At 64.1% G+C, this 17,946-nt stretch carries 22 protein-coding genes; 15 read left to right on the top strand and 7 right to left on the bottom strand.

All coding sequences use genetic code 11. The features are described 5' to 3' along the window. Window positions 1-303 precede the first annotated feature (303 nt). Genes UNPF46_RS16700 through dnaQ form a run of 4 tightly spaced genes read left to right on the top strand, consistent with a single transcriptional unit; the run spans window position 304 to window position 3,130 of the window. Complete coding sequence (locus UNPF46_RS16700; protein ID WP_100175267.1) at window positions 304-1,143, top strand: pyruvate, water dikinase regulatory protein; 840 nt, start codon at window positions 304-306, stop codon at window positions 1,141-1,143. An 8-nt stretch (window positions 1,144-1,151) separates the two neighbouring features. Further along, window positions 1,152-1,760 carry a Maf family nucleotide pyrophosphatase gene (locus tag UNPF46_RS16695; protein WP_100175266.1) on the top strand — a complete coding sequence of 203 codons (609 nt, stop codon included), beginning with the start codon at window positions 1,152-1,154 and terminating at the stop codon, window positions 1,758-1,760. 23 nt (window positions 1,761-1,783) lie between these two features. Continuing rightward, window positions 1,784-2,383, top strand: coding sequence for a dephospho-CoA kinase (coaE, locus tag UNPF46_RS16690; protein WP_142250725.1), 600 nt, complete (start codon window positions 1,784-1,786; stop codon window positions 2,381-2,383). Window positions 2,384-2,413: 30 nt separating this feature from the next. Continuing rightward, on the top strand, window positions 2,414-3,130 hold the full coding sequence (gene dnaQ / locus UNPF46_RS16685) for a DNA polymerase III subunit epsilon (RefSeq protein WP_142250724.1): 717 nt from the start codon (window positions 2,414-2,416) through the stop codon (window positions 3,128-3,130). On the opposite strand, the gene secB is transcribed toward dnaQ, so the two are convergent. Beyond that, window positions 3,127-3,615, bottom strand: coding sequence for a protein-export chaperone SecB (secB, locus tag UNPF46_RS16680; protein ID WP_097660485.1), 489 nt, complete (start codon window positions 3,613-3,615; stop codon window positions 3,127-3,129). The genes dnaQ and secB overlap by 4 nt on opposite strands. Before the next feature lie 416 nt (window positions 3,616-4,031). Between secB and UNPF46_RS16675 the strand changes: the two genes are divergently transcribed. From UNPF46_RS16675 to UNPF46_RS16665, 3 genes are read left to right on the top strand one after another with little or no spacing between them, the layout of a single operon-like run. After that, complete coding sequence (locus tag UNPF46_RS16675) at window positions 4,032-4,739, top strand: Tim44/TimA family putative adaptor protein (protein WP_142250723.1); 708 nt, start codon at window positions 4,032-4,034, stop codon at window positions 4,737-4,739. Continuing rightward, a complete protein-coding gene (gene mltA / locus UNPF46_RS16670) occupies window positions 4,717-6,246 on the top strand; it encodes a murein transglycosylase A (RefSeq protein WP_181769966.1) in 1,530 nt (509 codons plus the stop codon). Before UNPF46_RS16675 ends, mltA begins: the two co-directional genes overlap by 23 nt. Then, window positions 6,243-6,833 carry a Smr/MutS family protein gene (locus tag UNPF46_RS16665; RefSeq protein WP_142250721.1) on the top strand — a complete coding sequence of 197 codons (591 nt, stop codon included), beginning with the start codon at window positions 6,243-6,245 and terminating at the stop codon, window positions 6,831-6,833. The genes mltA and UNPF46_RS16665 overlap by 4 nt, the downstream gene beginning before the upstream one ends. On the opposite strand, the gene UNPF46_RS16660 is transcribed toward UNPF46_RS16665, so the two are convergent. The 4 genes from UNPF46_RS16660 to hslV form a co-directional block, all read right to left on the bottom strand. Beyond that, on the bottom strand, window positions 6,830-7,954 hold the full coding sequence (locus UNPF46_RS16660) for a hypothetical protein (RefSeq protein ID WP_142250720.1): 1,125 nt from the start codon (window positions 7,952-7,954) through the stop codon (window positions 6,830-6,832). The two genes, UNPF46_RS16665 and UNPF46_RS16660, sit on opposite strands and share 4 nt — an antisense overlap. Before the next feature lie 28 nt (window positions 7,955-7,982). Further along, window positions 7,983-9,287 carry an ATP-dependent protease ATPase subunit HslU gene (gene hslU / locus UNPF46_RS16655; protein WP_142250719.1) on the bottom strand — a complete coding sequence of 435 codons (1,305 nt, stop codon included), beginning with the start codon at window positions 9,285-9,287 and terminating at the stop codon, window positions 7,983-7,985. A 49-nt stretch (window positions 9,288-9,336) separates the two neighbouring features. Then, window positions 9,337-9,924 carry a DUF2585 domain-containing protein gene (locus UNPF46_RS16650; RefSeq protein ID WP_142250804.1) on the bottom strand — a complete coding sequence of 196 codons (588 nt, stop codon included), beginning with the start codon at window positions 9,922-9,924 and terminating at the stop codon, window positions 9,337-9,339. A gap of 255 nt (window positions 9,925-10,179) precedes the next feature. Continuing rightward, window positions 10,180-10,740: an ATP-dependent protease subunit HslV gene (gene hslV / locus UNPF46_RS16640; protein ID WP_100175257.1), complete on the bottom strand. Its 561-nt coding sequence runs from the start codon at window positions 10,738-10,740 to the stop codon at window positions 10,180-10,182. A gap of 189 nt (window positions 10,741-10,929) precedes the next feature. Here hslV and hisB point away from each other — a divergent pair, with 189 nt between their 5' ends. The 8 genes from hisB to UNPF46_RS16600 all read left to right on the top strand — a co-directional run bounded on the left by hisB (window position 10,930) and on the right by UNPF46_RS16600 (window position 16,126). Continuing rightward, window positions 10,930-11,523, top strand: a complete 594-nt coding sequence (gene hisB / locus UNPF46_RS16635) for an imidazoleglycerol-phosphate dehydratase HisB (RefSeq protein WP_100175256.1) — start codon at window positions 10,930-10,932, stop codon at window positions 11,521-11,523. A gap of 67 nt (window positions 11,524-11,590) precedes the next feature. After that, window positions 11,591-12,121: a DUF2628 domain-containing protein gene (locus UNPF46_RS16630; protein WP_100175255.1), complete on the top strand. Its 531-nt coding sequence runs from the start codon at window positions 11,591-11,593 to the stop codon at window positions 12,119-12,121. Then, window positions 12,118-12,768, top strand: a complete 651-nt coding sequence (hisH, locus tag UNPF46_RS16625) for an imidazole glycerol phosphate synthase subunit HisH (protein WP_142250718.1) — start codon at window positions 12,118-12,120, stop codon at window positions 12,766-12,768. The genes UNPF46_RS16630 and hisH overlap by 4 nt, the downstream gene beginning before the upstream one ends. Then, window positions 12,765-13,502: a 1-(5-phosphoribosyl)-5-[(5-phosphoribosylamino)methylideneamino]imidazole-4-carboxamide isomerase gene (hisA, locus tag UNPF46_RS16620; RefSeq protein WP_100180961.1), complete on the top strand. Its 738-nt coding sequence runs from the start codon at window positions 12,765-12,767 to the stop codon at window positions 13,500-13,502. Before hisH ends, hisA begins: the two co-directional genes overlap by 4 nt. 10 nt (window positions 13,503-13,512) lie before the next feature. Next, window positions 13,513-14,286, top strand: coding sequence for an imidazole glycerol phosphate synthase subunit HisF (gene hisF / locus UNPF46_RS16615; RefSeq protein WP_100175253.1), 774 nt, complete (start codon window positions 13,513-13,515; stop codon window positions 14,284-14,286). Window positions 14,287-14,364: 78 nt separating this feature from the next. After that, entirely contained in the window at window positions 14,365-14,691 is a 327-nt protein-coding gene (locus UNPF46_RS16610; RefSeq protein ID WP_100175252.1) for a phosphoribosyl-ATP diphosphatase, read from the top strand. Window positions 14,692-14,718: 27 nt separating this feature from the next. Next, complete coding sequence (gene coaA, locus UNPF46_RS16605) at window positions 14,719-15,675, top strand: type I pantothenate kinase (RefSeq protein WP_100175251.1); 957 nt, start codon at window positions 14,719-14,721, stop codon at window positions 15,673-15,675. A gap of 211 nt (window positions 15,676-15,886) precedes the next feature. Then, on the top strand, window positions 15,887-16,126 hold the full coding sequence (locus tag UNPF46_RS16600; RefSeq protein ID WP_142250717.1) for a hypothetical protein: 240 nt from the start codon (window positions 15,887-15,889) through the stop codon (window positions 16,124-16,126). A gap of 4 nt (window positions 16,127-16,130) precedes the next feature. Here UNPF46_RS16600 and UNPF46_RS16595 read toward each other — a convergent pair whose 3' ends face one another. After that, a complete protein-coding gene (locus tag UNPF46_RS16595; protein ID WP_210248339.1) occupies window positions 16,131-17,189 on the bottom strand; it encodes an AI-2E family transporter in 1,059 nt (352 codons plus the stop codon). A gap of 114 nt (window positions 17,190-17,303) precedes the next feature. Then, window positions 17,304-17,933, bottom strand: coding sequence for a histidine phosphatase family protein (locus UNPF46_RS16590; RefSeq protein WP_181769965.1), 630 nt, complete (start codon window positions 17,931-17,933; stop codon window positions 17,304-17,306). Window positions 17,934-17,946: the final 13 nt, after the last annotated feature.

Raw genomic sequence — 17,946 nt, 5'->3', positions numbered from 1 at the left:
ATGCAATTCCATGCACGGGTTCGCACGCGCTTGTTCACATCCTTCCACATATCCAGGACTGGGTGCGACGATTTCCGATAAGTCAGCCGGGCTCAAAGGCTTGCGCGCATTGATCGGCAGCTTATCAAACGGGTTGTCCGCGCAATCCCGTTTCCGTGTCGGCAGGCTGCAGGACTTGTCCTGACGGGCAGCGGTGTGAAGAAAATTGGCACTTGTCCCGCCCCCGGTGTCGCGCAACCCTTTCCGAGGGGTTAAGCTCCACAGAAATCCACAAACCACACCGGCTCCATACAAAGAGATTTTGTGCCCACCTCGAACAATTATTTCCATCTGCACCTGGTCTCCGACTCCACCGGCGAGACGCTGATCACCGTGGCCCGCGCGGTTGCCGCGCAATATGCGAACGTGACCCCCGTGGAGCACGTCTATCCGCTGGTGCGCAGCCAGAAGCAGCTCGATCGCGTGCTCGACGAGATCGAGGAAGCGCCGGGGATCGTGCTGTTCACGCTGCTGGAGAAGGATCTGGTCTCCAGGCTCGAGGACAAGTGCAAGGGGATCAACGTTCCGAGCCTGTCGATCATCGGTCCGGTGATGCAGTTGTTCGAAGCCTATCTCGGGGCTGCGACCACAGGCCGCGTCGGCGCTCAGCACGTCCTCAACGCGGAATATTTCAAGCGCATCGACGCACTGAACTACACGATGATCCATGACGATGGTCAGCATGTCGAAGGCCTCGACGACGCCGACGTGGTGCTGGTGGGCGTATCCCGCACCTCCAAGACCCCGACGTCGATCTATCTGGCCAATCGGGGCATCCGCACCGCCAATGTACCGCTGGTGCCGGGCATTCCCGTGCCCGAACAGTTGGAGAAACTGACGCGGCCGCTGGTCGTCAGCCTGCATGCGACGCCGGAACGGCTGATCCAGATTCGTCAGAATCGCCTGCTTTCCATGGGAGCCGAATCCGGTAGCGACACCTATACCGACAAGCAGTCGGTGACCGAGGAGGTCGCGTTCGCGCGCAAGCTCAGCGCCAAGCATGATTGGCCGCTGCTCGACGTCACGCGTCGCTCGATCGAGGAAACCGCCGCGGCGATCATGAAGCTCTACAGCGATCGCCAGCGTAACCGGCCCACGGAATAGTTTTCGCAATGGGTCTGTGGCGCGGCAAATCTCCGTTGATCCTGGCCTCGCAGAGCAGCGCGCGCAAGATGCTGCTGGCCAATGCCGGGCTGGAATTCAAGGCTGTTGCCGCCGATATCGATGAACGCGGTATTCAGGCTGCGTCGAAGCTATCGAGCCCGCGCGAGATTGCTCTGCTGCTGGCCCGCGAAAAAGCCAAAGCCGTCTGCGCGGATCATCCCGGCAGCTACGTGATCGGCGCCGATCAGACCCTGGCCCTTGGCAACCGTCTCTTCAACAAGCCCGCAGGCCGGCCGCAGGCCTTGGCGCAATTGCGCGATCTCGCCGGCAACAGCCACGAGCTGAATTCCGCGGTGGCCCTGGCACGTGACGGCAAGGTCGTTTTTGAGGACGTCTCGGTGGCCCGCATGACGATGCGGGAGATGACCGAGGCGGAGCTGTCGGCCTATCTCGATGCCGCCGGCGATGCCGTCACCACCAGCGTCGGGGCCTATCAGCTCGAAGGCCTCGGCATCCATCTGTTCGAACATATCGAGGGCGACCATTTCACCATTCTCGGCCTGCCGTTGCTGGCGCTGCTTGCGTTCCTGCGGCGCGAACGGCTAGTTGCCGTGTGAATGACGGAGATGGTTATAGGCTGATGCGGATCCTGGGACTGACCGGCTCGATCGGGATGGGAAAATCCACCACCGCGAAATTGTTCGCGGAGGCCGGCGTGCCCGTCTACGATGCCGATGCCGCCGTGCATGAGCTCTACGAGGGCGAAGCGGCGCCGGCGATCGAGGCCGCCTTCCCGGGCACCACCGTGAACGGCAAGGTCGATCGTCCCAAGCTGTCGGCGCGCGTCGTGCATGATCCCGCTGCCATCAAGCAGCTCGAGCAGATCGTCCATCCGATGCTCGGCGAATCCAGGAGAAAATTCTTCGCCGATGCTGAAGCTGCCGGCGCGCCGGTCGTGGTTCTGGACATCCCTTTGCTGTTCGAGACCGGCGGCGAGAAGCGAATGGATGCCGTGGTCGTGGTCTCGACCTCGCCGGAACTGCAGCGCGAACGGGTGCTGGCGCGCGGCACGATGGATGAAGCCAAGCTCGACGCCATCATCGCCAAGCAGATGCCCGACGCGGAAAAGCGCCAGCGCGCCGATTTCGTGGTGGATACGTCACACGGACTTGAGCCGGTACGTGCCCAGATCGCGCATATCCTGGCCGAGGTCGTTAAGATGCCGCAGCGGCGAGCTTGATTCGCTGCCCTCACACGGCGTCCCAAAATCATGCGCGAAATCGTTCTCGATACCGAAACCACCGGCCTCGATCCGCTCCGCGGCGATCGGCTGGTCGAAATCGGCTGCGTGGAGATCTTCAACCGCATGCCGACGGGACAGACCTATCACGTCTACATCAACCCGGAACGGGACATGCCGGCGGAGGCCTTTGCGGTGCACGGGCTCTCGGCCGAGTTCCTCTCGACCAAGCCGTTGTTCCACGAGATCGTCGACGAGTTTCTCGCGTTCATCGGCGATGCGCCGCTGGTGATCCACAACGCCTCGTTCGATATCGGCTTCATCAATGCCGAGCTCGACCGGATCAAGCGCGCGGCGATCCCGCGCGAGCGGCTGGTCGATACGCTGCTGCTGGCGCGGCGCAAGCATCCCGGCGTGTCCAACCGGCTCGACGATCTCTGCTCGCGCTATTCGATCGACAATTCACACCGCACCAAGCACGGCGCATTGCTGGACGCCGAACTGCTGGCCGAGGTCTATGTCGATCTGGTGGGAGCGCGGCAATCGCAGCTGCTCCTGGCGTCGGACACTCAGGAGATTCGCGTCAATGCGGCCGGCGATGCGCCGCGGCGGCAGCGCCTTGTGCCGCTCGCGCCGCGGGTTTCAGAGGCCGAGCGAGAGGCCCATCGGGCCTTCATCGCAACGATGGGCGAAAAGGCGATCTGGAACGAGTATCTCGCCGCCCCAGTCGCCCCACCGGCTGGTTAAGCCTGACCGGCTTGACCGCCCTGGGCGGCCATTTGCCGCTCCATGTTCTGGCGATAGAGGCCGACGAAGTCGACCGGATCCAGCATCAGGGGCGGGAACCCGCCGTCGCGCACTGCGGTGGCGATGATCTCGCGTGCGAACGGGAACAAGAGGCGCGGGCACTCGATCATGACCAGCGGGTGCAGATTTTCCTTCGGCACGTTGGCGATGCGGAACACGCCGGCATAAGCGAGCTCGAACGAGAACATGATCTTGCCCGCGGTCTCGGCCTTGCCCTCGACCGACAGCGTCACCTCGAACTCCTGTTCGCTGAGGTTGTTGGCGCTGACATTGATCTGGATGTTGATCTGGGGCGGCTGGCTCTGCTGCTGGAGCGAGCTGGGCGCGTTCGGATTTTCGAACGACAGGTCCTTGGTATATTGCGCCAGCACGTTGAGCTGGGGCGCCTGGGCCGCCTCGGGAGGGGTGCCGTTACCGTTGGTCATGAGAGTCTCTCCTTACCCGATTTGGGCTGAATTTCGCGGCGGTTGGCTAACATAGGGCCGCCTCGTTCCACAAGGACGAACGGTCCCGCAGGGGGATACGCCCCACGCTCGCAACTATGACGCTCATCCTGCCGTTTCCGCGAAATAGCGCCTTAAACGATTGAAGATGCGCGATTTCCGGGCAGGATCGGGTTTCCCCTTAAGCATAAAACGCGCTACACTTGGTGCTGTGCCAAAAGGCGCCATTGGCCGGGCAAGATTTCGTGCCTACATCCCGAAGGACCTGACGCGGACCTAAAATGGTGATGTAGACTTGCCGTTCCCGTATGGAACGGTCTACTGGCCGGATTGATTTTCCCGGCAACGAGCCCCTTCTAGTCGGCCACTTCTCGAGAAGACCAGAAAGCGAATACGACGTGGACATCTACACCATTATCTTCCTGGCGCTGGCGGTCTTCATCTTTCTGCGGCTGCGCAGCGTGCTCGGTCAGCGGACCGGCAACGAACGGCCGCCGTTCGACCGGACGGCCGCCCGCAATGTGTTGGGGGGAGCCCAGGACAACAATGTCGTGGCCATGCCGGGCAAGGTGATCGATCAGGCCCCGTTGGCGCCGACCGCCGAGCCGACCCCGCCCTCCGACCGCTGGAAGGGGCTGGCTGAACCCGGTACCCCGCTGGCGCAGGGCCTGGATGCCATCGTCGACAAGGATTCCACGTTCGATCCGCGCCATTTCATCTCGGGCGCCCGCGGCGCCTACGAGATGATCGTGCTGGCCTTTGCCAATGGCGACCGCCGCGCGCTGCGCGACCTGCTGTCGTCGGAGGTCTATGACAGCTTCGACGCCGCGATCAAGGAGCGCGAGAAGAACGATCAGAAGACCGAGACCCGCTTCGTCTCGATCGACAAGGCCGAGCTCGTCGGTGCCGAGCTGCGCGACCGTACCGCCCAGCTCACGATCCGTTTCGTCTCGCAGATGATCTCGGCCACCCGAGACAAGGCCGGCAACATCGTCGACGGCAGTGCCGATACGGTCGCCGACATCACCGACATCTGGACTTTCGCCCGCGACATCACCTCTCGCGATCCGAACTGGAAGCTGGTTGGCACCGGAAGCGCGAACTAAAGTCTTTCTGAAGAACAGCGCGACGGCGCTTTGCGCAGGCGTCGTCGTGCTGTCGTCGTTTTCGCTCGGCGCCGAGGCGGCGCGGCGCCACTATCGCAGCCATCACCATCATGCTCCGGCGCTGCCTGCCGCTCCGCCGCGGGCCTTGCCCTATCCGCAGCTGCCGCTGCCGTTCGAAATATCCGGCGCGCAATATCTGCCGCTGGCCTGGGCGGACGTGAAAGGCTGGGGCGATGACGATCATCTCGCGGCGTTCAAGACGTTTCGCGCGAGCTGCAAGACGATCAACGCTCAAACCGGCGTGGCCGAACCCAAGGCGCTGGCAGGCTCGCTCAGCGAGCCCTGCCGGGCGGCAAAATCGCTCGAGCTGACCGACGACGCCAAAGCCAAAACCTTCTTCGAGGAGAATTTCGCGCCGCTGCGCATCTCGCGTCTCGGCGAACCCGACGGTTTCGTCACCGGCTATTACGAGCCGGTGCTGGAGGGATCGCGCACGCAGACCGACGTCTACAATGTTCCGGTCTACCGCCGTCCCTCGAACCTGTTCGTGCGCGGCTACAAGCAGGATTCGGTGAGCCTGCCCAACAAGGGGCCGGTCTATCGCAAGATCGGCCGCCGCAAGCTGGTGCCCTATTACGACCGCGGCGAGATCGAGGACGGCAAGATCGCCGGCCGTGGGCTGGAGATCGCCTGGCTGAAGGATCCGACCGATCTGTTGTTCGCGCAGATCCAGGGTTCGGCGCGGATCAAGTTCGACGACGGCACGTCGGTCCGGCTCAACTACGACGCCTATAACGGCTATCCCTACACCGCCGTCGGGCGCATCCTGATCGAGCGCGGCATCATCCCGAAGGAGGAGATGTCGATGCAGAAGATCAGGGAATGGATGGCGCAGAACCCCGATGGCGCCAAGGAGCTGCGTCGTCAGAATCGCGCTTACATCTTCTTCCGCGAGGTCAACCTCTCCGACAAGGACGAGGCGGTGGGCGCGCAGGGCATCCCGCTGACGGCGGGACGCTCGATCGCGGTCGACAAGTCGCTGCATGTCTACGGCACGCCGTTCTTCATCGAGGGCGAGCTGCCGATCGAGTCCGAACGCGCCAAGACCGCGTTCCACCGGCTGATGATCGCGCAGGACACCGGCTCGGCCATCATCGGCCCCGCGCGCGCCGATCTGTTTTTCGGCGCAGGCCAGGAAGCCGGCCGCATCTCGGGGCGGCTGCGCCATCCCATGCATTTCGTCATGCTGGTGCCGAAGGGCCTCGATCCCAGCGCGCGCGCTGCGCGGCTGCCGGTGCCGGACCCGCGGCCGTCCGAGAAGATCGCAAAGCTGTTTCCGCAGACCCCCCCGGCAAAGCCGGGCACAACTGCCGCCGCCGCGGCGCAAGACAAGAACGAAACGGTTGCCATCGCCGGCCCCGTTCCGCTACCGGTGCCGCGCCCCGCGATCGACCCTGCCCCTGAACCGCGTCGGCCAGCGAAGAATCGTCCCCATCGGCAGCAATGAAGCGATCGTCCCGTCCGCCCGTGCTGGAGCCTCGCCCCTCGCCGCGTCGCCGCGCGCTGAGCGAGGAGGAGCGCGCGCTGTGGGACAGCGTCGCCAAACAGGTCAAGCCGCTCAGGAAGCTTCGCACGGCCAAGGCGCACGCCGCGCCGCCTGCCGCACCTTCACTGGCGGCTCCGGCGACCCGGCCTTCGTCGCCGGCAAGACCGGTTGCCACTGCGCCGGCGCCGCGGGTCGCGAAACCGTCGGTCCCGCCCTTGGCGCCGCTCGGCAAGCGCGAGCGCGCGAAATTGTCGCGCGGCCGCAGCGAGATCGAGGCGCGGCTCGATCTGCACGGCATGACCCAGACGCGCGCCCATCGCGCACTGACCGGCTTCCTGCACCGCGCCCATCATGATGGACTGACCTTCGTGCTCGTCATCACCGGCAAGGGAAGAACCGGCGGCGAAAGCGGCGTGCTGCGCCGCCAGGTGCCGGAATGGCTGAGCCTGCCGGAATTCCGCGCTTTCGTCGTCGGCTTCGAGACCGCGCATATCGGCCACGGCGGCGAGGGCGCGCTGTATGTGCGGATCAGGCGGGCGAGGTCTTAGAACGGCCGGATGATTCCGACGCGCGGGATCAACGTGATGATCAGGCCGAAGATGTTCGTGCGGCGATCCTCCGCCGGAATCAGCGCAGTGTCCCGCGCGGACGGCAGCATCTTCACCGCATGCAGGATCAGGAACATGCAGACCGCCCAGTTCGAGATCCAGCGCGAATAGTCGAACACCATCGCGAACATCACGAGATAGGCGAGGCTGACGCCGAACAGCGCTGCGATGACGAGCCGCCTGTGCAGATCGCTCGCGAGCGCGCCGATCAGGTCGGCAAAGAAACGCCACAGCGGCGTGTGCAGCCAGATCAGAGCTGCGAACACGGGCACGCCGAGGCTGTTGTGCGGCAGCCGGCCCCAGGTGTCCGAAATCTCCTTCGCCAGCGGCTGGTACCAGATGTAGGCGAATTGCAGCAGGTCCGTGCGGGAAGGATCGGCCATCCGCGTCTTCAGATATGCGACGAAATCCGCCTCCGGGATCGGCATCGTTCCCCAGAATTGCGCGGCGAAGAACAGCGCGGAGACGAGGCCGAGGGCGCCGATGCCGAAGGCGACGTTGCTGCGGTTGCAGCCATAGGCGAGGTAGTGCCTGATCACGACGATGGTGACGATCGTCGGCACATACATCAGCAGATGAATGTGGTGGATCAGCACGAGAACGACCGAGAACAGCGCGGCCGTGGCAACAAACAGCAGCGAACCCGCCGGCATCAGCAGCAGGACGATCGCCAGCGCGCAGCCATAGATGTCGAAATGGCCGAGCGTGTGCATGAAGTTCTTCAGGAAGAACGGCGAGCCCGCGATGAAGACGAACAGCGGCAGCGTCTTCGCGGTGAAGCCGAACGTTCTCTGAAAGAGCCTCAGGAAAAGCGCCAGCGTCACCAGCCACGTCACCCCGCCGATCGCGAATACCAGCCACACAGGCACCTTGTCGGTGAACAATGCGATGACCGCGCCGATCAGCGCGCGCTTGATGAAGCCGAAATGGTAGTCGACCAGGAGATGGATGTAGGGAACGTAAGGCGGCAGCTGGATCTTGTGAATGAACACGCCGACGATCACCGCCGCGTTGATCGCGAGCAGCAGACGCCAGGGGTTTTGCAGGATGCGTACGGTCACGCCGCATCAATAGCGTGACCGCTCCAAATTACAAAATGAACCGGCTCAGGTCGGCGTTCTTGGCGAGGTCGCCGACGTGCTTCTGCACGAAATCGGCATCGACCCTGACGGTCTCGCCATTGCGGTCGGGCGCGGTGAAGGAGATTTCGTCCAGCACCCGCTCCATCACCGTCTGCAGCCGCCGCGCACCGATGTTCTCGACGGTGGAATTGACGGCGACAGCGACGTCGGCGAGCGCGTCGATGGCGCTGTCGGTGATGTCGAGCGTCACGCCCTCGGTCTGCATCAAGGCGACATATTGCTTGATCAGCGAGGCCTCGGGCTCGGTCAGGATGCGGCGCATGTCGTCGCGGGTCAGCGCCTGCAATTCGACGCGGATCGGAAGCCGGCCCTGCAATTCCGGCAACAGATCCGACGGCTTTGCGACGTGGAAGGCGCCGGAGGCGATGAACAGGATGTGGTCGGTCTTCACCGCGCCGTGCTTGGTCGAGACCGTGGTGCCCTCGATCAAGGGCAAGAGATCACGCTGCACGCCCTCGCGCGAGACGTCGCCGCCGACGCGGCCGTCACGGGCGCAGATCTTGTCGATCTCGTCGAGGAACACGATACCGTTGTTCTCGACCGCGCTGATCGCCTCCAGCGTCAGCTGATCGGTGTCCAGCAGCTTGTCGGATTCCTCGTTGACGAGGATCTCGTGCGAGCTCTCGACCGTCAGCCGCCGCGTCTTGCTGCGGCCGCCCAGCTTGCCGAAGATGTCGCCGATCGAGATCGCGCCCATCTGCGCGCCCGGCATGCCCGGGATCTCGAACATCGGCATGCCGCTGCCGCCGCCTTGCGTCTCGATCTCGATTTCCTTGTCGTTCAATTCGCCGGCGCGCAGCTTCTTGCGAAAAGATTCACGCGTCGTGGAAGAGGCATTGGCGCCGACCAGTGCGTCGAGCACGCGCTCCTCGGCGGCGAGCTGGGCGCGGGCCTGCACGTCCTTGCGCTTCTTCTCGCGCACCTGGGCGATCGCGACCTCGACGAGATCGCGCACGATCTGCTCGACGTCGCGGCCGACATAGCCGACCTCGGTGAATTTCGTCGCCTCCACCTTGAGGAACGGCGCATTCGCCAGCTTGGCGAGCCGTCGCGCGATCTCGGTCTTGCCGACTCCGGTCGGGCCGATCATCAGGATGTTCTTCGGCAGCACCTCTTCGCGCAAGGAGCCGGTGAGCTGCTGCCGCCGCCAGCGGTTGCGCAGCGCGATCGAGACGGCGCGCTTGGCATCGGCCTGGCCGACGATGAAACGGTCGAGTTCGGAAACGATTTCGCGGGGAGAGAAGTCTGTCATGTCTGTCTAGCTAGGGCGGGAGGCGGCCAAGGACAAGTCGCTTTTTCGGTCAGATGATGGGCGGACCCGACTGCCATTGCTTCACGGCCTCGATCGGATGGATCAGCATCAGGATGTTGAGCGTCAGATTGTCGCGAATGTGGAGCGCCAGCATGAGCTCGAAGGCGAGGCCGATCAGGATCGTCGCCGATACGGGCAGAACGCGCGCGACGAGGAACCCGAGCATCATGGCCAGATTGTCGGAGACCGAATTGACGATGCTGTCGCCGAAATAATCCAGCGAGATCGTGCCGGCGCGGTAGCGCTCGATGATGAACGGCGAGTTCTCGACGATCTCCCAGGCACCTTCGATCAGCATGGCGATGATCAACCGCGTCGGCCACGACAAGGACAGGAACGGCATGCGCACGAACAGCAGCCAGGTCAGGCCGTAGAACAGGAAGCCGTGCAGGATGTGCGAGAAGGTGTACCAGTCGGCGATGTGCTGGGAGTTCTCCGAGCTGTTCACCACGCCGTGCCACAGCTTGACATAGCCGCAGGTGCAGATCGGCACCCGCCCCATCGCGAACAGGATCGCGGCCTGCAGCGCCAGCAGCAACAGCGCGATGCCGACCCAGTAGATTGTGGGGATCGACATGCCGGTGTGTTGCTTCGCGTTGTCGGCAAGGATCATGGTGCGCGCATCATCGCAGTGACAAGCCGTCGTGCGCAACCACAGCGGCGCTGCGCTCCCTCTCCCGCTTGCGGGAGAGGGTTGGGGAGAGGGTGTCTCCACTCGCGAGAGCCCCCAAGAGGCGAGAGCCCTCACCCGCGCCTTCGGCGCGACCTCTCCCGCAGGCGGGAGAGGTTAGACCGAGCCCGCAACGACGCTGTTCATCCACAGATGAATCCTCTACCCGGTCGCCAGGCTCTCGATGGTCAAATTCCGGTTGGTGTAGACGCAGATGTCGGCGGCGATGTCCATGGAGCGGCGGACGATGGCCTCGGCGTCCTTGTCGGTGTCGAGCAGGGCTCGGGCCGCCGCCAGCGCGTAATTGCCGCCGGAGCCGATCGCCATCACGCCGGCCTCGGGCTCGAGTACGTCGCCGGTGCCTGTCAGCACCAGGGAGACGTCCTTGTCGGCCACGATCATCATGGCCTCCAGCCGCCGCAGATAGCGGTCGGTACGCCAATCCTTGGCGAGCTCGACCGCGGCCCGGGTCAGCTGCCCCGGATATTGCTCGAGCTTGGCTTCCAGCCGCTCGAACAGGGTGAAGGCGTCGGCGGTGGCACCGGCAAAGCCGCCGATCACGTCGCCCTTGCCGAGTTTCCGGACCTTCTTGGCGTTGGACTTGATGACGGTCTGGCCGATCGAGACCTGGCCGTCGCCGCCAACCACCACCTTGCCGCCCTTGCGGACGGTCAAGATCGTGGTGCCGTGCCAGCCCGGTGAGCTGTTCTTGGAATCCTGCATGAAGTACCTCACTGTCCGGCCTGATTTAGGCGGTCGGAGCTGAGGGCACAACGGGCCGCTCCGGCCCCAATTTCGGTCACCATAGGTGGAAGTGCCGCCCAGCCAAGGCGATCCCGCGGTAGCGAAGGCGTCATTTGGCTGTTAAAAGACCGGCGTTTTCGGCCCCGAGCCAGGATGAGAGCAGTTTCAATGCGCACCGCGACGATCAAGCGCAAGACCAAGGAAACCGACATCGAGGTCTCCGTGAACCTCGATGGCACCGGCGTGGCCAATATCGCGACCGGCATCGGCTTTTTCGACCATATGCTCGATCTTCTCGCCCGCCATTCCCGCATCGACCTCACGGTCAAGGCGGTTGGCGATCTGCACATTGATTATCACCATACCACCGAAGACACTGGCATCGCGCTCGGCCAGGCGGTCAAGCAGGCGCTCGGCAACATGGCGGGCATCACCCGCTATGCCGGCATCCACATGCCCATGGACGAGACGCTGTCGCGCGTGGTCATCGACATCTCGGGCCGCCCGTTCCTGGTGTTCAAGGCCGACTTTCCCCGCGACAAGATCGGCGAATTCGACACGGAGCTGGTGCGCGAGTGGTTCCAGGCCTTCGCCATGAACGCCGGCGTGACTCTCCACGTCGAGACCCTATATGGCGATAACAGCCACCATATCGCCGAGTCCTGCTTCAAAGGTCTGGCGCGGGCGCTGCGCACCGCCGTCGCGATCGACCCGAAGGCGGCGGGCGAGATCCCGTCGACCAAGGGCTCGCTCGGCGGCTGACGTTTCCGGCCGGCGGCGGCATTCGCCGCTTGCGGTATCACTGAATCCCTAGGAACGGGGCATCACCATGCCTGTCTATACAGTTCATGCTCCCTCCCCCGCCGGAGCCGATCTGCGCGCGACCGACAAGTTCGTGTTCGTGCGCGACGGGTTTCATTTCTGGGCGATGGTCTTCGGACCGTTCTGGCTGCTGTGGAACCGGCTCTGGCTGGCGCTGATCGGCTATCTGATCTTCGTCGCCGCGTTCAATGCGGGCTTGTCCAGCCTCGGTATCGGTCGCTCTTCGATCTTCTTCGCCGATCTCATCGTTGCCCTGCTGACGGGCCTCGAGGCCTCGAGCCTGCGCCGCTGGACGCTGTCGCGCGGCAAATGGCGGCAGCTCGACGTGGTGGTTGCCGACGACGAGGACACCGCCGAGCGCCGCTTCTTCGAGCGCTGGAGCCAGAAGCAGCACGGCATCGTCAACGATCAATGGGCCGTCGATCGCGGCGGCCCGCCGCCGACCCGCCATACGCCGGGTCAGCAATTCTCGAACCCGCCGCCGATTCCGGCCGGCGGCATCATCGGGTTGTTTCCAGAACCGGGAGGGTCAAGATGAGCGTCGCCATCATCGATTACGGTTCCGGCAATCTGCATTCCGCAGCGAAGGCGTTCGAGCGCGCCGCGCGCAGTCTCGAAAATCCGCAAAAGGTTTTCGTCACCAGCGATCCCGATCAGGCTTACGAGGCCGACCGCCTGGTGCTGCCGGGCGTCGGCGCGTTTGCCGATTGCCGGCGCGGCCTCGACGCCGTCAACGGCATGGTCGAGGCGATCACCGAAGCGGTGCGGGTCAAGGCGCGGCCGTTCTTCGGCATCTGCGTCGGCATGCAGCTGATGGCGAGCCGCGGCAAGGAGCATGTCATCACCGAAGGCCTGAACTGGATCGGCGGCGACGTCGAGAAGATCACGCCGCGCGACGAGAGCCTGAAGATCCCGCACATGGGCTGGAACACGCTCGACCTGCTGCAGGAGCATCCGGTGCTGAACAAGCTGACGCTCGGCCCCAAGGGCCAGCACGCTTATTTCGTGCACTCCTATCACCTCAACGCCGCCAACGAGGCGGACGTGCTCGCGCGCGCCGAATACGGCGGTCCCGTCACCGCGATCGTCGCCAAGGACACCGCCATCGGCACCCAATTCCACCCCGAGAAGAGCCAGCGTTTTGGATTGGCCCTGATCTCGAACTTTTTGCGATGGAAACCGTGATTCTCTTTCCCGCTGTTGACCTCAAGAACGGCCAGTGCGTGCGCCTGGAGCAAGGCGACATGGCGCGCGCGACCGTGTTCAACCTCAACCCGGCCGCGCAGGCGCAGAGCTTCGTCGAGCAGGGCTTTGAGTATCTCCACGTCGTCGACCTCGACGGCGCCTTTGCCGGCAAGCCGGTGAATGCGCAAGCCGTCGAGGCGATGCTGAAGGCGATCAGGATCCCGGTGCAGCTCGGCGGCGGCATTCGCGATCTCAAGACCGTCGAAGCCTGGCTCGACAAGGGCATCACCCGCGTCATCATCGGCACCGCCGCGGTACGCGACCCTGAACTGGTGAAGGCGGCGGCGAAGAAGTTTCCCGGCCGCGTCGCGGTCGGGCTGGATGCGCGTGACGGCAAGGTCGCGGTCGAAGGCTGGGCCGAGACCTCGCAGGTCACGGTGCTGGAAATCGCGCAGCGTTTCGAGGATGCCGGCGTCGCCGCCATCATCTTCACCGACATCGCGCGCGACGGCCTGCTCAAGGGCCTGAACCTGGACGCGACCATCGCGCTGGCCGACGCCATCTCCATTCCCGTGATCGCCTCCGGCGGTCTCGCCTCGATCGACGACGTCAAGGCGATGCTGACGCCGCGCGCATCGAGACTTGCCGGCGCGATCGCCGGCCGCGCGCTCTATGACGGTCGGCTCGATCCCGCCGCCGCCCTCACCTTGATCCGCAACGCGCGCGCCGCCTAGGAGACATCCGATGTTCAAGGTGCGCGTGATCCCCTGCCTCGACGTCAAGGACGGCCGCGTCGTCAAGGGCGTCAACTTCGTCGATCTCCGGGATGCCGGCGACCCCGTCGAAGCCGCGATCGCCTATGACGCCGCCGGCGCCGACGAGCTCACCTTCCTCGACATCACCGCCACCCACGAGAACCGCGGCATCATGCTGGATGTCGTCCGCCGCACCGCGGAGGCCTGTTTCATGCCTGTCACCGTCGGCGGCGGCGTGCGTGAGGTCAACGACATCAAGACGCTGCTGCGCGCCGGCGCCGACAAGGTCTCGATCAACAGCGCGGCCGTGTCGCGACGCGAGTTCGTCAAGGAAGCGGCCGAGAAATTCGGCGAGCAGTGCGTCGTGGTCGCGATCGACGCCAAGCGGGTCAAGCGCCCCGGCGGCGACCGCTGGGAGATCTTCACCCATGGCGGCCGCAACTCGACCGGCATCGACGCCATCGAATATGCCCAGGAAGTGGTCGCGCTCGGCGCCGGCGAAATCCTGCTCACTTCGATGGATCGCGACGGCACCAGGCAGGGCTTCGACATCCCGCTGACCCGGGCCATTGCCGACAGCGTTCCCGTTCCGGTGATCGCCTCGGGCGGCGTCGGCAATCTCGATCACCTCGTCGACGGCATCCGCGACGGACACGCCACGGCCGTGCTGGCGGCCTCGATCTTCCATTTCGGGGAATTCACCATCCGCGAAGCCAAGGAGCATATGGCCCGGCGTGGACTGGCGATGCGCCTCGATGCCTGACGACTCCCGATCGCAAAAATGCTACATAGGCCGGCGGGGAATGGCCTCCGTGGCCTCAAGTGTGTCCGAGTAAGTCCGATGCCGCGTTTTACGATCCACGATCTGGCCGAGACCATCGACGCCCGCGCCGCCGCCGGCGGCGAGGCCTCCTATACCCGCAAGCTTCTGGACAAAGGTGCCGAGCATTGCGCCAAGAAGTTCGGCGAGGAAGCAGTCGAAACCGTAATCGCAGCAGTCGAAAACGATCGCGCGCATCTGATCGCCGAAAGCGCGGACCTGCTCTATCATTTCCTTGTCCTGCTCAAGGCCCGCGGCGTAAAGCTGGAAGAGGTCGAGGCGACGCTGGACAAGCGGACGAATATGTCAGGGTTGGAAGAGAAAGCGTCTCGCAAGAGCGGCAGCTAGTCGAGCTCTTAACGGAAAGGTCGCGTCATGGATATCCGCGCACCCGAGCAGCAGTATAATCCGTACCGCGTTTACACCCGCGAAGAGTGGGCGCGGCTGCGTGACGATACGCCGATGACGCTGGAGCCGGGCGAGTTCGACCGGTTGCGCTCGCTGCACGACCGCCTCGATCTCAAGGAAGTCGAGGACATTTATCTCCCGTTGTCGCGCCTGCTCTCGATCTATGTCGATGCGATGCAGCGCCTGTATTACGCGGAGCGCCAGTTTCTCAACATCCGCGACCGCAAGGTGCCCTATATCATCGGGGTCGCCGGTTCGGTCGCCGTCGGGAAATCCACCACGGCCCGCGTGCTCCAGGCCTTGCTGGCGCGCTGGTCGCCGCGTCCGAAGGTCGAGCTGATCACCACCGACGGGTTTCTTTACCCGAAGGCCCTGCTCGAACAGCAGGGCATCCTGCAGAAGAAGGGCTTTCCGGAGAGCTACGACCTGCCGCTGCTGCTGAGCTTCCTCTCCGATATCAAGTCCGGCCGCCGCCATGTGCGTTCGCCGGTCTATTCGCATCTGACCTACGACATCGTGCCGAACGAGTGGGCCGAGATCGACCAGCCCGACATCCTGATCGTCGAGGGCGTCAATGTGCTGCAGACCGGCAAGCTGCCGCGCGACGGCAAGGCGGTGCCCGTGGTCTCCGACTTCTTCGACTTCTCGGTCTATATCGATGCCGACGAGGCGGCGCTGCGGCAATGGTACATCAAGCGCTTCCTGGCGCTCCGAGACACCGCGTTCACCAATCCGAAGTCCTATTTCAACCGCTATGCGCTGCTCTCGGACGAGGAGGCTACCGCCACCGCCACGGCGATCTGGGAGCGCACCAACCTCGCCAATCTCGAGGACAACATCCTGCCGACCCGTCCGCGTGCGACACTGATCCTGAAGAAGGGCGCGGATCACGCGGTGGAGAGCGTCGCGCTCAGACGTCTGTGATCGCGGCGGCCTGGAGCGTTTTCGAGCGAAGTGGACGCCGGTTCGCGTGAAGAAAACGCGTTAAAACAAGAATCTAGAGCTTCGGTTCTGATTCAATCAGAACCGAAAATGCTCGAGAAGGCGCGGGTCGGTTCGGACAAAGGTGCCTTTTGTTGCAGACCGCCAAAAGGTATTCGGCTATGACCTTCGAAAACGCGGGGGCGGGGGGTCCATGGTTGATCGTCTCAGAAGGGCTGCGGAGCAGCTTGAAGCGCCGACCTGCCCGGACTGCCACATCGAGATGAGGTGGTTTCGCTCGGAGCTGCTCGCAGACGAGCCGGTTCCGATCATCGCGCATCTGTTCGTCTGCCCGCATTGCAAGCGGACCGCGCAGACAGACACCCTCTTCCAGGGAACCCAGCGGTCGCCTGACAAGCTATCCGCGCCGCGCTTCATGGCTTACGCCGCCTGACACGTCACTTGCTAGCCTCCTGACGCTCCTTGGAGCCGACGAAGATCTGCCACGCGGTCAGGAACATTGCGGCGACGAGCGGGCCGATGACGAAGCCGTTCGCTCCGAAGGTCGCAAGGCCACCCAGGGTCGCGAGCAGCACGACATAGCTCGGCATCCGGATCGACTGTCCGACCAGAATTGGGCGCAGAAAATTATCGGCAAGGCCGATCACGAAGGTCCCGAAAGCGAGCAGGATGATTCCCTTCGTGACGGCGCCCGAGACGAGCAAATAGAGGCCGGCCGGAACCCAGACCATGGCGGAGCCGACCACCGGCAGAAGCGAAAGCAGCGCCATGACGGCACCGGCCAGCAGCGGCGCAGTCAGGCCGAGCAGCCAGAAGATCAGGCCGCCGAGTGCGCCCTGGATCATGGCAACCAGGATAATCCCCTTGATCGTGCCGCGAACCGCAAGCGTGAACGCATCGAGGATCTTGGCGGAGTGGCTCGCTCGCAGCGGCAGCGCGTCGCGGATACGCGAGTTCAGCTCGTCACCGTCGCGCAGGAAGAAGAACAGCAAGTACAGCATCACAAGCAGGCTCGCGACGAACTCCAGCGTCAGCTGACCGATATTGATCGCGTGCCCGGCCAGCTGCTGGCCGGCCGGGACGACCAGGCTCGACAAGCGTTCTTTCAGGGCCGTCAGATCGATGCCGGCCAGGCGGTCCGACAAGGACGCGGCCCAGTCCGGCAGTGCCGCCTTCAGTTGCTGCAGGGGATGAGCCAGATTGATCTCGCCAGTCTGAACGCGCTGATAGAGCTCGCCTCCCTGGTCGACGAGCGAAGCAATCACGACCCCGACGGGGATCAGGACCATGACGACCACGACGATCACGGTGGAAAGTGCGGCAGCGTTGCGCCATTCCGGAAACGGTTCCAGGCAGCGTCGATAGAAAGGCGCGAAGATGATCGCCAGCAGGGTGGCCCACAACAGGGCGCCAGAGAACGGCCAAAGCAGCCAGCCGAAGGCGAGGGTAATCACGCCAAGCCAGACGAGAAATGAGCGGTCTTCCGATGTTCTCACGTGCCGCCGGTCCTCCAGTCGCACCTTACGGGACGTTGGTAGCACAGGACCGTGCCGGAGCGGCAAGCCACGCCCTGCCTCCGTCGCGCCGGCGATAAAATCGCATGTGGTCGATCACTTGCCGGTCTTGGCAGTCCAATCGGCGATCTTGATGCGCCCCGCAAAGGTGGCGGGACCGGAACCGCTGGCCTTGTAGACGAAGGCCTCGCCCTCCTGGACGTCGCCGGCATCCTTGCCGAAGGCATCGGCGATGTTCGTCTTGTGGGTGACAAGGAACGTGTTGAAGCCGGCCCTCGGCGGCGCGTCGACGAGCTGACGCACGGCCTGGCCAGCCTTCGCATTGGCGCCGGCCGGGTTTGCCATTCCCGACGCGCTGGCGTTGCTGCTGTCCGTCAAGGCATCGATCGGCTTGACCTCACGGCCGGAGATCAGCTTGCCGGCCTCGATCGCGCGGTTCAGCCGGCTGGTGTAGACATCGCCGATCGGGATCGCGAGCTCCTTGATCGCCGCCCCGATCCGGCGCGCCATGTCCCTGCCCTTCTCGCTGAGCTGGCGCTGGGCGCTCATGTCGTCGAACTTGAAGGGGTAGATGTCCTTTTGGCTGTCGTCGGTCGCGGTGTGCCGAAAGATCAGCACGTAGCCGCCTTGCTTGAGCGAGGCGATCAGCTCCGGTGTATCGGCCGCGGCGGGTCGAGAGAAGCCGACGAGAAGGACAATGAATGCGAGGCGGCACAGCACAGTCATGTGCGAAATCCTC

Source organism: Bradyrhizobium sp. UNPF46, assembly GCF_006658625.1.
Taxonomy (GTDB): Bacteria; Pseudomonadota; Alphaproteobacteria; order Rhizobiales; family Xanthobacteraceae; genus Bradyrhizobium; species Bradyrhizobium nitroreducens.
Note: the sequence above shows the minus strand (reverse complement) of the source record. Positions and strands in the feature narration are given on the sequence as shown.